This is a genomic window from Streptomyces bullii (assembly GCF_042657145.1).
Lineage (GTDB): Bacteria > Actinomycetota > Actinomycetes > Streptomycetales > Streptomycetaceae > Streptomyces > Streptomyces bullii.
The window spans coordinates 158,668-172,791 of sequence record NZ_JBHSNY010000004.1; the positions used below are offsets into that span (position 1 = coordinate 158,668).

The following is a 14,124-nucleotide window of genomic DNA, read 5'->3' on the forward strand; positions in this document are numbered from 1 at the left end:
CTATGCGGAGAGGGCGAGGTCGACGCCGGCGTAGGACAGGAAGGCGTTGACCGCCTCCCCGTACAGTTCGGCCATCTGCTGGCGTTCTTCCGGCAGCCACCGGGAGGCCATGCGTTCGATGATGCTGGCCAGGTCAGAGCTCCAGGTCTCGTCGTGGAAGGCGTAGTCCACGAAGTGCAGTTCCATGTTGGTACCGCCGCGTCGTGCTCGGCCGGCGAGTTGGATGAGGGACACCAGCATTCCGGCGACCATCTGTTCCTGGAGGACGAGGTCCATGGTCGACAGCTGCGGGGAGGAACGCAGAATGGTGGCCAAGTGGTCGCGTGCTGCGGTGCGAGCCGTCTGCAGAGCCTGGACGGGATCCGACGCACCGGATGCGGGCAACGAGTTGATGCCTGCGGCGTTGACACTGCCGTACATCCAGGTGGGGTCGTCGATGATCAGCGGGGGCCTCACGCACAGGTAGATGGAGTGGATGGCTGAGCGGAGATTGACGACGATGTTGAGTCCTCTGGCGATGTTAGCCAGTGGGGCGATCAGGATGTCGCCGAATTGGGGGAATTCCTCGACCTCTTCGACGGTGATGCGGCGGACCAGTGACGGGTCGGGGAGGTAGCGGACGTTGCTGAGGCGGTCTTCTTCCCGGACGAGGACGCACACGCGGTGGGAGAGCCCTTTCGCCTTGGCGATGCCGGTGGCGATGTGGCCGCACTGTTCGTAGCTGTTGGCGGTGAGGATCACGCGGGCGCGGGTGCGGGTCGATTCCGATTTGGCCAGGCGTGTGAGTTTCCTCGACAGCTTTGTCTCGTACAGGCGTTCACCGATTTCGCGCAGGGCTTCGGGCTTGTCGGAGGGGAACTGGCCGGCGATCGGGATGCGTTCTCCGGCCTTTCGGTGGCCGTTGCCGTAGGTGACGGCCGAGGACTCGACCAGGATGGATTCTTCCTGGGCGTCGGTCATCCACCACATCACGGGGGCGTGGACGTGTTCCTTGACCGCCTGGGGAAAGTAGGCCGTGGCGGAGAGCCCGAAGATGGGCCGCTCCACGCCGGCGGTGATCAGTGAGACGAGTCCGCCGAGTTCCGACACGTAGGTGTGCGGGTCGCCGGCCATGTGCTGCGTGGAGAGCTTGGCGTCCTTCTCCGGGTTCTTCATGCCGGTGACCCGGTAGCCGTTGATCGGCCTGCCGATTGTTCCGTGCGGAAGTACGTCGGCGATGCCGCCGGAGCGCATCGAGTCGATGATGCGGTTGGCGCTGAGCAGCCCGGAGTGGCGCAGGGACTGGGCGGTGTCGCGCAGAACGGCGAGCGACACGTCCAGTTCGCTCATCAGCGTGCGGATGAGGAGGTGGTCGATGGCCCGGTTGCGTGTGCGGCCGTCGCTGATCATCGGGGCGAGGGCCTCGTGGAGCCTGAGTTTGAGCGCGTCGCGCTGGTTGATGCCGCGCGGCGACACGACGGCCCCGAGGACGCTGCTCACTCGTTCCCACTCGGGGTCCATGAGCATGGGTGTAGGAGCCGTCTCGTCGTCTTCGCCGAGGTCGGGCGCTGGTACCAGGGCGTTGAGCCGGTGGATGGCCTCGGCGGGAAGCGGCTGGCCGTCGCTGACCTGGTATTCGGGGAACAGGAGGCTGATGAGCTCTCGGTCCTTGGAGCGTGGCAGGCGCCAGCCCTCGTAGTCGTATTCGTGCCTCAGCCGCGGGACTCGGGCGTCGTCGTGGTGGTTGAGGCGGAATGCCTTGGTGCACAGGCCGGTCAGCAGGGACTCGGCCATGAGCCGGACGTGGCTGACCGGTTCGATGAGTTGGTCCTCGAAGCGCAGAGGAAGGTGCTTGGCCGCGGTGTCCAGGACCTGCGGTTCTGCGGTCCACGGGCGTCGGGAGTGCAGGTCGACCGTGGTGGCGCAGCGGTCGACGGCGACGGCCTGGAAGGCGTCGATCTCGTCGATGATGACGAAATCGCTGGCGCGGAGCACGAACTCGCGGACGGTGACGGACCGGACCGGGCGGCCGTCGATCTGGATGCCCACCCGCATGGTGCCCTGGATGAAGTTGTGGTGGTTGGTGACGATCACCGTGGCGTCAGCGGCCTGGTAAGCAGGGGCGAACTTGCCGCAGGTCGGGATCCAGGGGCAGGCCAGCATTTCTCCGCCGCCGCGCAGGCTCAGGCAGTTCTCCTTGCCGGGGCGGTAGATGCCGGCGGAGTCGAGCCAGTGCTGCTGTGCGCATCCATAGGCGAGGTGGTCGACGTCACGGCGGCCTCGCTTGCCCCATTCCCCGGGGGCGTCGGGGTCCTCCTTGACGAGGGCCGCGTGCTTGAGGGCCCGCTCGTGCCGTGAAGACGGCGACATTAGCGGAGAGCACGTCGCCAGGTGCTCGGTCTTGCCCGCCTCGTGCAGGATCTCGAGGTCGCGGCTGATGTCCCAGACGGAGGCGAGCGTGGCCTTCACATCAGGGACGAGCAGGGTGATGCGGTAGTCGTTGAGCGCGGCCCACGAGCCCAGGAGACGGACCAGCACGGACTTACCGGTTCCGGTGGGCGCGTGGAAGATCTGGGTGCAACCGGCCAGGAGCTCCAGCACATCGACGGTGTCGGTGTCACGGGCCTTGACCCGGTCGAGCAGGCCCGTCAGCACCTTGTGCAACCAGGGGCCAGCCTCTGTGTCCTCGTACTGGGTGTCCAGGAGCTGTGCGATGTCCTTGAGATCTTGGACGTAGACCGGGACCGTGTCGACGTTGGGCCGGGTGGTGAGGGCGGGCAGCGTGTCGTGGCCGAGAGGCTGGGTGAAAGCGGGAAAGCGGGGGATGGTCACGCGCCCGTGGACGATCTCGTTGCCCTCGGTGCGCTCACTCGTCTCGTACGTCTGGCCCGGCGCTGCGAACTCGTGGGGCTTGCGCCGGCTGCTCGGCCGCCGGTAGGGCGCGAGAAGGCTCTTGGCGTAGCCGAGGTAGTCCCCTCCCAGCAGGGGGTAGGCCGCGGTGGCGGTGAGAGGATCACCGGCCAGGGTGAACAGCTGGAGGGTGGTCTCCTCGTCCTCCTCGTCGGCGCTGTCCATGGCGCCCAGGAGGATCCGCGCGGCGGAGGCGAACCGCTTCTCGTCGGCGAGGTCGGGGTTGCTGAGCTTCATCACCTCGGCCACGAGCAGTCGTTCCTCACTGCCCAGCTCATTCCATCTCTCCCATGCCTGCGGTTTGCAGCTGGCGAAGAACGCCGCGTGGCGGAAGGAGGCCAGCGGCTTGCCGTCATCGTCCTGCTGCGGGAAGTAGTGTGCGGCCAGGGCAAGCGCGGCGCGGACGAAGGCGTCCCTGACGGTCATCTGGCTCATGCCCACACCACCCCGGCGCTCTGGCAGACCATCTTGGCGAAGTCGGTCATGGTCGCGGCCTTCATTCCGTACTTGTGGCAGGTCACGGTCAGCAGGGGGATCTGGTCGGCCCGGTGGTCAGGAACGACGAGCCATTCGGCGCCGCCCTTGTCACCTTCGTTGCGGTGCAGGCTCTCGGCCAGGACACGGCCGTGGGTGTAGTCCTTCACATCCACGGTGAAGACGTGCGTTCTCCCGTCAGGGCCCTTGACCTCGATGCGATGGTCGTAGGCATCGCTCATCGGCCAGAGCCTGACGGCCTCGTCCACATCTGCCAGCGCGGTGGCCAGCCGCTCCCGCAGAACGGTGTGCAAACGCAGCTCGTGCAGGCCGGGCACGCAGGTGTAGCGCCACACGCCGCGCTTGAGGGCCAGATGCCCCTCAACCGGCTTCGCCTCCGGCACGGCACCGCTGGTGCCCAGCGCGAGAGCTGCCTCGTGCGGAGCCGGGGTGTCGGGGCTGTCCGGATGCAGCTGCGGCGCGTCTCCGGACGTGGGACGGAACATGAAGCTGGCACCGGTATCGGCGTGACGGCCATAGAGGCAGGCGACGCGGTAGTACTCGCGGCCCGCACTCATCCGCTTGCTGATCTTCATGGGCCACTTGCACACCGTGCAGGGGAACCACCAGGTGCGGTAGACGGCGTGGTAGGGGATCGGCTCGTAGAAGCCGATCGCGTTGAGGGGCAGGCCGCGCTTGTTCAGCTCCGCGGCCGTGCCGGCCGGGCATTCCACCAGCGTGGTGCGGTCCTTGACGTACTGGGCGTCACCGCGACCTTTGAGGATCTCGTACATCTGATCCTGGTCGATCTCGTCCTGAAGCTGCTCCTCGGTGAACCGCATCCGGCCGATCCGCCGAAGCCGCTTCAAAATCCGGTGCAACTGGGAGGTCTCCCACTGCAGATCGAAGGCGTTCCCGGTGACGCAGCCCTCGGCGTCGACAACGGGAAAGTCGAGATCGCCGAAGCCGGACCGGTCCAGCCACGGCGGGAGCAGGCCGTCGATGGGACCGCGCAGCCTTCGACGGAACTCGCCGAACGACAGCGGCACTCCGGGGCCGTACGCGGCGAGCAAGTCCCCGTGGTACCGCATCAGCTTTTCGGCCCGGTCCCTCGGGCTCAGGTCCGGGGCATTGATCGTCTGACAGGCTTTGATGAAGGTGAAGTTGATCAGGCGGAACGCCTCGAAATGCGAGAACGTCAGGCCGTCATCATCGACATGGGTCGTCACGGGAGACGACGGTAGAGCACGGGTCTGACAATCCCCCCGGAACGGCCTCGGACGGCCCTAAATGATCATTGTGCTGGAGACGCCGCAGCTGGGTACATCTCCGTGTAGACGTGCAGGTAGGAGGCAATGTGCTGCTGCCCGAGAGCGGTGGTGTGCCACCGGTACTCGAGGACGTGCGTATCGCCCGGTGCCATCCGGGGACGTAGTTCGATGAAGCCTCTGCTGGGATGCGCCTGGCGCTTCGGCCGATAGCCGACAGCCAAGTAGAACAGGGACTTGCCCGTCAGCTCGCTCTCGTGGAGACCTTCCGGGCCGGCCGCGGCGACACGCAGCAGAACGCCCCACAGCCATTCGGACAGCAGGTGCGCGGGAGGCGCCGACTCTGCGGGCTCTCCCCGCCCGGCGCGGGCGCAGGCACGGCCGCGGCGCGTAATCTCCACGAGGGTCCGGTCCGCCTCGCCGACCCCTGGAACGTCTACGCGGTCCTTGGTCACTTTGATCAGTCCCAGCCGCTCCAGGGAGTGGAGGGTGGCCCCGGCCCCTTGATCGTGGACGCCAGCGCTCCGCAGGCGCTGCTGAAGGCGCGTGTGGCCGACTACTTCGGTGGGTGCGTCGAGAGCGAACGGCAACTTCCGCCACTGCTTGGCCGGCGGAACGCCGGCCTGGTTCTGCCGGCGCATCCACATCTCAGTTTCAGTCATCTGGTCATCGCGCAGGATTTCCCCCAGATAGACCCGCTGCCGTTCATTCAGCCCCTCCCAGCCCTCGACCGCTGACGCCGGCGGACCGTTCCGCTCCCGCTCGGGCAGCTGCGGGGGCTCATCAGACGGCCGCGTACGCATCCAGGCGTCGACCACCATCCGGACCGGCACCTCGTACACGGCGGCAATCTGCTGCACGAGTCGGCCCGTGTGTCCCGGCTTCCTCCAGTTCCAGCCGGACACCTGACGGCCCCGCTCCAGGCTGCGGACTTTGTGCGCGTCCACGAACAGATCACGGCCGACGGCAGTCGCGCGAAGACGAGTGGCGACCTCCTCCGCGGTGAGACCAGCGGCATATCGGAGATCAACCAGCGTCTCGGACCCGCTGGGCGTACCGGTGAGGTCGGCGGTGGCGCAGCCCAGAGCATCGGCGAGCCGCCGCACGTTCCTGGCTTCAGGCGCATACCTGCCCTCCTCCCAGTACACGACCACGCGGTACGTGACCCCCACGCGATCAGCAAGCTCCTGCGGAGTGAGTCCAGCCTGCTCGCGCAGCGCCCTGATCTTGGTGTGCTCAACGGCTAGCAGATGCCTCGGCATACTCGTAGGGAACCTCAGTGAAGACTTCATGGCAACTGATGAGGCGCCGGGTGCCTGTCAGCGTGGAGGGGATTTCAAGCGAGTGCGGGGGGGGGGCGTGCCTGAAGCCCAGAGCCCGTCGTGATCGTGTCCCGGGATCGAGTCGTCGGTGATGAGGGCGTAGATAGCGCCGTCCTCCAGGAGCACATCGGGGCCGAGTCATGCACCTGCCGGGCGCGCGATCGAAGGCGTGACCTGTCGATCACGAGGGCGGGCGCGCCAGACGTCGCAGAAGGGGCGGTCGCCGACGAGCACGCGCCATAGGGCGGCCAGCCCACGGCGTCGCTGTGGCGCCGTCTCCGTCAGTCTCGGAGCGTCTCCTGCTGGGCGCGATTGCCGTCCTTCGTGGTCCTGGGGAGGGATATCGTTGGCGGGTCGTCCGCACAGGGATGCGACGCCCCGCGCATGTCCACTCGGCGGCGTGTCCGGTGGATGCGCGCCGGGCATCCCCGTACTGGGCTGACTGATAGGAACACCACGACCCTCGGGTCGCCACCTTTAGACGAGCAAGGACACCCCCGACTGATGGTAGTGACCCAGCAGGAGATCGAGAACCGGTTGTGGGACGCCGCCGACGAGCTGCGCGTGGCGATGCCCGAAGCGCAGTACTCCTCGGTCGTCTTCCCTCTGATGTTCTGGAAGTACCTGTCGGATACCTGGGAGCACACCCACCAGATCTTCCTCAAGGAGAACGAGGACCTCGACCTCTCAGCCGAGGAAGCCGACGAGGTCGAGTACAGCAACTACCAGACGTTCAAGATCCCCTTCATCTTCCCTGGTACCGTCGCCGAGCGCCGCGCCTCTTGGTCATCCATCCTCGCCACCGTCGCCCAGCACGGCCTCGGCCAGCGGGTTCGCGCTTCCCTCCAGGCCATCGAGTCGGCCAACCCTGACAAGTTCTCCCGTCTGTTCGGGTCCATGACCTGGACCTCCGAAACGGTGCTGCCAGGGGAGGTGCTGGCGTCGGTCATGCGGGCGATGGACCGCACCCCCAAGATGCACGAGGGCAACATGTCCCACGACGTGCTAGGTGGAGCGTACGAGTACCTGCTCAAGCGCTTCTCCGACGGGTCAGGCACCCGCGCCGGCCAGTTCTTCACCCCGCGTGAGGTCGTCGAGCTGATCATCGAGCTGCTGGACCCCAAGAACCATGAGTCGGTGTACGACCCGACCTGCGGGTCTGGTGGCATGCTCATTGCCGCCGCGAACTTCCTGAAGACCCACGGCGGGCGGGGCTACACACTGAGCCTGAACGGGCAAGAGGCGGTAACGGATACCGCAGGTGTGGCCCGCATGAACCTTTTCATGCACAACCTGACTGAATTCAAGGTCGAGGTCGGCGACACCCTGAGGGACCCGCGCTTCAAGAAGCCGGACGGGTCCGTCAAGCAATTCGACGTGATTGTCGCCAATCCGCCCTACAGCCTGAAGTGGAAGCCCTGGACCAACGACCCGCGCGCCATCGGTGGGGTCGCCCCACAGTCGTCGGCGGACTGGGCATTCGTGCAGCACATGATCGCCAGCATGGATCCGAAGAAGGGCCGTGCCGGCGTCGTCCTGCCGCACGGCGTCCTCTTCCGAGGTGGTCAGGAGGCAGCTATCCGCCGGCGCGTCCTGGACGACGACCTCTTGGAAGCCGTGATCGGGCTGCCGTCGAACCTCTTTTACAACACGACGATTCCGACCTGCATCCTGGTATTGCGTGCCCCGGGCACCAAGACCCCGGAGCGGCAGGGCGGCGTGCTGTTCATCGACGCCTCCACACGGTTTACCAAAGCCAAGAACCGTCACCTCCTTACTGCCGCAGACATCACCGACATCGTGACGGCCTATCACTCGGGCTCCGACGGTGACGGAGAGGCTGGCCTCTCGGCGCGGTTTGTCCCCGCCACAGAGATCGCGGCGAACGGGTTCGACCTCAACATCGGCCGTTACATCAAGCAGGCCGCCGCGGAGCAGGAGGACCTCGGCACCCTCATCGACGCCTATAACATCGCCCGGGCTGAGCGCCAAAAGACCGAGCAGCGCATGCTCGCGGTCCTCTCTGCCGCAGGGATCGAGGGCTTCGATGAGTGACTGGCAGCAGATCAGCCTCGGTGATCTGGAAACTCCTGTGCGCCCTAAGGCGGCCGTTCCGCCGCAGGGATCGAGGGCTTCGACAAGTGACGGTTATCCGCTTCGTTCACTCGGGGAGGTAATGCACCTCGACATCCAGCGCACACCGATGAAGCCTGCAACTACCTACCGCCTGGCCGGGGTCCTAAATGCAGGAAAGGGGATGGTCGCTAAAGGCGAACTCGACGGCGGAGATACAGAGTACGCAGCAATGAACGTGCTGCGCGCTGACCAGGTCGTGATGCGAAAACTGACCGCCTGGGAAGGCCCGATCACCGTAGTACCTGCCGAGTTCGACGGTTTCGTCGTCAGCAACGAGTTCCCGACGTTCACGCTTGGCCCAGAACTGATGCCCGACTGGATGAGGCATGTCTGCCGCTCACCGCGACTTTGGGCAGAAATGAAGAATCGAGTGAGCGGGACGGTTCAACGGCGCAAGCGTCTCAACCCAGAGCAACTCTTGCAGATCCAACTCCCCATCCCACCCCCCGAGGTGCAAGCGCGGATCGTCGAAGTGCTTGATGCGGTGGACGCCCAGGTCACCGCACTCGACATGGAGGCGGATGCGCTTCGAGACGTTCTTCGCCGCCTTCGCGCCGACTCGATGACCGACAGTTCAGTCGATGAAGTCCGCGCGGACGAGGCATTTAGCATCACGATGGGACGCCAGCGCTCACCTCAACGCGCCACCGGCCCGTACATGACTTCCTACCTACGGTCTGCCAACGTCGGTTATGGAACCCTCGACCTCTCCGACGTACTTGAAATGGACTTCAACCCGAGCGAGCGTGAGACCTTTGGGCTCCGGTACGGGGACGTCCTCGTCTCCGAGGGGAGCGCGAGCGAGACCGCAGTGGGAATGCCAGCCATGTGGCGGGACGAGCTCCCAGCTCCGGTCTGCTTCCAGAACACTCTGCTTCGCTATCGCGCCATCCAAGGCGTCAGCATTCCGGCGTTCGTCAAGCACTGGTGCCTATGGGCGTACGAGTCCGGGCAATTCCGTAACGTCGCTGGCGGAACCAACATCAAGCATATCGGGTCTAGGCGGGCGGTCCAGATGATGGTGCGTCTCCCGAACGTCGCCGACCAGGAGCGCATCGCGACAGAGCTCGACTCGATGAGCGAGGTCGTCGCGGCTACCCGCGCAGAGGCCGCCCGCCTCCGTCAAGTCCGGGCCGGGCTGCTGGCGGGGCTACTGGACCGCACCATCGACATCAAGTCTGCCGAGTTGGAGGTCTGAGCCGTGGCAAAGGGCATTCGGGAACGCGAGTTTCAGAACTTGATGATCCAATGGTCCTTGCCAATGGGCTGGAACTTCGCAGCTGGCAGGTCGCTGCCGCGTGAGACGACGCAGACGGTGATTGTCAGCCACCTGCGGGACGCCATCGTCCGACTTAACCCTGAGGTGATCGACGGGTTCGATGTGGACGCCGTGGTCGAGGAGATCGTCGCCACGGTCAACGCCGTCGAGGGCGGGCTGGTGCGGGCCAACGAACAGGTGCTGAAACTGCTGCGCGGGCAAAAGGAGTTCCGGCACGCCGACGGCGTGTGGCACGCTCTGAAGCTCGTCGACTTCGAGCATCCAATCGCCAACACGCTGGTCGTGTCGGACGAGGTGACCATAACCATCCCTGGCAAGACCCCCCGACGGTTCGACCTCGTCTACTGGGTCAACGGCCTGCCCCTCGTTGTCGTAGAGGTGAAGTCACCGACCGCGAAGTCTGGGTGGGCCGGCGCCGCCCGCGAGATCAACGAGGTGTACGCCACCGAGTACCCATGGTTCTTCACCCCCAACCTCTTCGCCATCGCCTCCGACGGGCTGAAGCTGCGATTTGGTGCCGCCGGTGCACCCCTGAATTTGTGGCAGCCGTTCCGGTCCACTGCCGACGATGAGGCCCTTTCCGGGCAGGCCGACGTGCAACGCTCTGTGGAGCTGCTGCTCACCCCGGGCACGGTCCTGGACATGCTCGCCAACTTCACCCTCTTCAGCACCTCCGGGGGCGGCGCGGACAAGAAGTACCTGCCCCGCTATCCGCAGATGGAAGCCGCACATCTGATCCACGAGCGGGTCCTGGCCGACGGCCAGAAGGGCCTGATCTGGCACCACCAAGGCAGTGGCAAGACACTGCTGATGGTGTTCGCCGCCTCCCTGCTGTTGGCCGACACTCGCACCGATTCGCCAACGATCATCTTGCTCTCGGACCGCACCGACCTCGTCCGGCAGACCTCGGGGGTATTCACCTCCGCGATGGGGGACGCCTACTTCCACCAGCCCGCCACCAGCAAGAAGCTGCGTTCCCTGCTGGCCGACGACGTACGCGGCGTTATCTCCACCACCGTCCATAAGTTCGCCGACGCCGGCAAGAACCTATCGACCCGCCGCAACATCATCGTGCTGGTCGACGAGGCCCATCGCACCCAGTCCTCCAAGGAGGAGTCTCTGGCCGGGCAGATGCGTGCAGCGTTGCCGCATGCGAAGTTCTTCGGCATGACCGGCACCCCGATCAGGAACCTCGCCACCGACACCTTCGCCCTCTTCGGAGAGGAGACCGACCCGGGCAGGGTGCTGCACCGATACTCGGTGTCCCGATCCCTGCATGACGAGGCCACCGTCCCGGTCATGCTGGACCCGCACCCGGTCACCTTCGAGATGAACGACCAGGCGCTGCAAGCTGAGTTCGACCAGTTCGCCGACGAATTCGACCTCGACGACCCCGACCGTGAAACCCTGTCCCGCAAGTTCGGGCGCCTCACCTCGGTGTTCGCCAACCCCGAACGGATACACACGGTCTGCCAGGACATCGTGGACCACTACCTGGCCGGCGCCTACCGCAACGGCCTCAAGGCCCAGGTCGTCGCCTACAACCGTGAGCTGGCCGTGGCCTACACCGACAAAATCAACGAGCTGTTGGCCGGCTTCGAGGCGTCACAGGTGCTCGCCGAGGTCGGGAAACATGACCGGATCACCGCCGAGGTCAACATCCACGTCAAGGACTCCAAGGACGAGGACGCCGCCATGCGGCCCTACCGGCTCTCGGAGGTCGACGAGGAGGAGCAGAAGCGGCGCTTCCTCGCCCCGGACGATCCGTTGTGCTTCCTGGTGGTGACCGCGAAGCTGATGACGGGGTTCGACGCCCCCAACGAGGGCGTCCTCTACCTGGACAAGCCGCTGAAGGCCCACAACCTGTTCCAGACAATCACCCGGCCGAACCGCACCTGGGTGTCCCCGACCGGGTTCGTGAAGACCTCCGGTGTGGTCGTGGACTACATCAGCCTGGCCGAGGAGGTCCAGCGGGCCGTCGTCGACCCCACCGCGGAGGGGACCGCTGGCAAGGGTGGGGGGTTCGTCACCGACGTGACCGACCTGGTCGCCGAGTTCCGCACCACCTTCGCCCGTATCGAAGACCTGTTTGCGAACGTGGACGGACTGGACCTCACGGTCCACGGGTACGAGTCGGTACGAGCCATTAACGTCTTCCTCAACGCCGACCCTGTCGCCGCCGAGGCGTTCTCCAAGGACTACCGGCTCTTGGCCCGCCTGTACCCGCTCATCAACACCGACAAGCGGATCGCCAAGTACCAGGACGGGTTCGGGCTGTTCGGGTCCGCGTACACGACCCTGTTCAAGAAATCCTCCGACGAAGAGAGGAAGGAACGCCTGGGCGAGCTGGGACCGATGGTCCTGGAGATAATCAATGCCCACGTCCACTCCTTCTCTGTGGTCGCTTCCCAGGAGGAACCCCTCGTCCTCGACGCCCAGGGCATCGCCATCCTCAAGGAACTGCTGGCCCTCGTCCGCCCCAAGTCCGACAAGGACGACAGCAAGGACAAGAAGCCGCCGTCTGCGGCGGAGATCCTGGACCAGATCAAGGACGCCCTCGAAAGGGGGGTCGAACCGGGGTCCGCGAAGTACACCGCCCTGGCAGAGCGGATCAGGCAGCTGCGGGACCGGATCATCCAGAACGCCCAGGACGCCCTGGAGTTCCTGGCCGAAGCACTCCGAGTCGCCCGTGCCATCGTGAACGCTGAGAAGCACCCCGACGAAGCCGTCGTGCTGGACGACGACCACGTGGGTGTCCTGTCGCGAATCATTCACGATCACGCACCGTCCGGCCTCACCATCACAGAGCGGAACCTGGCCGAGGAGATCGATCAAGTGGTCAAGCGCACCCTCGCGCAGTCGTGGGACAACGCCGAGGCCCGCAACCGAGGTGTCCGCCGCGCCACCGCCGCGGTCTTCCGCCGGTACGCGTTGAAGCCGGTGGGGGAACCGTATGGCTCCACCGTCGCCTACATCGAAGCCCACTACCTCGTCGACTGATGTACGCCCAGGGGATTCGGCAACCTGTGGTGGTTGACGGATCCCCTGGGCTGCTTGTGTTCAGTTCTGCTTGCCGCTGGTCGCAAGCAGAGTGCAGCTCCAGGGGTCCGTAGGGCAGCCAGACTCCCCTCGCCGTTCTTGGGGGTCCGGAGCCTGCCTCGGGCTTCGCGCTCAGGAGGGCGTTCTGCCATTACTGGGCGGACGACGTGCGGGTGGAGCTCCGCAGCCGAGGCACGTGGACCGGGCGCACGAGCCGTTCTGCGAGCTTATGGGGCGGAGTGACGGCCGACAGTATCGGCTGGCCTTGGGTGTCTGTTGGCGAGATTTGGTCGTCGGGTGGTCTCTTCAGGCGTATCCGTGATCAGCGCCTATGGCTGGCTGCAAAGCTCGTGACCGCCAGAGCAGTCGGCGATGTGACGGCGAGTCCCTTTGTTGGTGCGCGACCCGTGGCCTGATGGCTGCGGGTGCCGGTTTCGTGGGCGAGGTTCTCTGAGAGATCCGTCAGCAGCGAAGTCGGGGTATGTGGCGACGCAGTGATGGCCCAGGTCGGCCGGTCCGGTCCGGGGCCGGCCCAGACGGTCCAGGTGGCTAGGTTCTGATTCGGGTGTTGTGCCGTGAAGGCGTCGAACTGGACGCCCACGTTCCCGTCGGGGGATGTCCAGCGGATCCATCGCCCGTCCACGGTGTGCTTCCATCCGGCGTCGGAGAGCGGCTGGGTGGCCGCAGTGACCATCTTCTCGTCCACCGGGGCGCCGGTGGGCGTGTCCCAGCCGTCGCCGTCGGCGAGGTGATGCAGAAGTTCCTCTATCACCGGGGCGGGGGTGGCGCCGGTAGCGGTGAGGACCCACATGCGGTCGGAGACGGGCGTCTCGTAGGCCGCCACGGTCCACGCGGTCTCGTGGGCCGAAGTCTCGTGGACGCGCTCGATGCGCAGGGTCTGCGACTCGTGGATGGCGTGGGTTGTCTCGTCGGACCAAGTCCGCCACTTCTCGAACTCGCCGTGCCTGTCGAGGAAGGAGTCGAGGAGGGCGTCGTGGTCGCCTGCATCGGCCAGGTAGACGGGGACGGTCTTCGGCTCCGGGCGGTGAGGCCCGGGTTTCGCTGCGCCGAGGTCCAAGGCGGTGCGGGCCTCGACGGCGGCGCGCTCGGCGTCGGTCAGGGGTGCCGGACCGGGGCGCATGTCGGTGCCGTGGACCTTCTCGAAGGCGAGCAGGGCCTGAGCGGGTGAGTCGAAGGTGTCGGCGACCTGGCGCAGGTGGTCCTCGCCGTGGAGGTAGACCGACTTGCCGTCACGGCCGAGGTACGTGCCGACCGCGACGGTGGTGTGGCCGTCGTGGGCGTGTGCGTGGATGAGGAGATGGCCGTGGCGGATGGCGTCGTGGATCTTCTGCGCGTGGTTGGAGACCTCGCGGATTTCGCTGCGGGTGCACCACGGCATCGGATAGTTCGCCCAGGTCCATTGCTCGTCCATGGCCTCCCGGAGTCGAGGGGTGATTTCGACGGTGATGCCGCCGGCGGACAGGTGCTTGGCTGCGTCCTCAGCCCAGTAGGGCTCCTCGTGGTCGATGCGGGCTAGGACCAGGACGTTGTCGGCGAGGACGGCCCAGTCGGCTGCCTCGAGAGCTATGAGAGCGATGTGGGCCTGGCTGCCGGTCAGGACAGCGGTCACAGCGCTCGGATGGGTGGGGTGGGTGTCGAGGCGGACGTGAGCGTCGATGGAGGGAGTCACGTTGAGGTGTCGTCTCTTCTGCCGGTG

Annotated in this window: 7 protein-coding genes; 3 read left to right on the forward strand and 4 right to left on the reverse strand. The window is 65.9% G+C overall.

The features are described 5' to 3' along the window. The 3 genes from ACFPZJ_RS12035 to ACFPZJ_RS12045 form a co-directional block, all read right to left on the reverse strand. Positions 1-3,324, reverse strand: a complete 3,324-nt coding sequence (locus ACFPZJ_RS12035; RefSeq protein ID WP_381020383.1) for a hypothetical protein — start codon at positions 3,322-3,324, stop codon at positions 1-3. After that, the gene (locus tag ACFPZJ_RS12040) at positions 3,321-4,592 is read right to left on the reverse strand and encodes a restriction endonuclease-related protein (protein WP_381020385.1); all 1,272 of its coding nucleotides are present in this window, start codon (positions 4,590-4,592) and stop codon (positions 3,321-3,323) included. The genes ACFPZJ_RS12035 and ACFPZJ_RS12040 overlap by 4 nt, the downstream gene beginning before the upstream one ends. A gap of 65 nt (positions 4,593-4,657) precedes the next feature. Next, entirely contained in the window at positions 4,658-5,893 is a 1,236-nt protein-coding gene (locus tag ACFPZJ_RS12045; protein ID WP_381020386.1) for a helix-turn-helix transcriptional regulator, read from the reverse strand. Between the two features lie 564 nt (positions 5,894-6,457). Between ACFPZJ_RS12045 and ACFPZJ_RS12050 the strand changes: the two genes are divergently transcribed. From ACFPZJ_RS12050 to ACFPZJ_RS12060, 3 genes are read left to right on the forward strand one after another with little or no spacing between them, the layout of a single operon-like run. Continuing rightward, positions 6,458-8,008 carry a type I restriction-modification system subunit M gene (locus ACFPZJ_RS12050; RefSeq protein ID WP_381020388.1) on the forward strand — a complete coding sequence of 517 codons (1,551 nt, stop codon included), beginning with the start codon at positions 6,458-6,460 and terminating at the stop codon, positions 8,006-8,008. Continuing rightward, a complete protein-coding gene (locus ACFPZJ_RS12055; protein WP_381020389.1) occupies positions 8,001-9,287 on the forward strand; it encodes a restriction endonuclease subunit S in 1,287 nt (428 codons plus the stop codon). The genes ACFPZJ_RS12050 and ACFPZJ_RS12055 overlap by 8 nt, the downstream gene beginning before the upstream one ends. Positions 9,288-9,290: 3 nt before the next feature. Continuing rightward, the gene (locus ACFPZJ_RS12060; protein WP_381020391.1) at positions 9,291-12,368 is read left to right on the forward strand and encodes a type I restriction endonuclease subunit R; all 3,078 of its coding nucleotides are present in this window, start codon (positions 9,291-9,293) and stop codon (positions 12,366-12,368) included. Between the two features lie 361 nt (positions 12,369-12,729). On the opposite strand, the gene ACFPZJ_RS12065 is transcribed toward ACFPZJ_RS12060, so the two are convergent. Further along, positions 12,730-14,097 carry an SPDY domain-containing protein gene (locus ACFPZJ_RS12065; protein ID WP_381020393.1) on the reverse strand — a complete coding sequence of 456 codons (1,368 nt, stop codon included), beginning with the start codon at positions 14,095-14,097 and terminating at the stop codon, positions 12,730-12,732. Positions 14,098-14,124: the final 27 nt, after the last annotated feature.

Excerpts from the sequence above, each read along its gene's own strand:
- ACFPZJ_RS12035 (WP_381020383.1), bottom strand. The coding sequence starts at position 3,324 with ATGAGCCAGATGACCGTCAGGGACGCCTTCGTCCGCGCCGCGCTTGCC.
- ACFPZJ_RS12045 (WP_381020386.1), bottom strand. The coding sequence starts at position 5,893 with ATGCCGAGGCATCTGCTAGCCGTTGAGCACACCAAGATCAGGGCGCTG.
- ACFPZJ_RS12050 (WP_381020388.1), top strand. The coding sequence starts at position 6,458 with ATGGTAGTGACCCAGCAGGAGATCGAGAACCGGTTGTGGGACGCCGCC.
- ACFPZJ_RS12055 (WP_381020389.1), top strand. The coding sequence starts at position 8,001 with ATGAGTGACTGGCAGCAGATCAGCCTCGGTGATCTGGAAACTCCTGTG.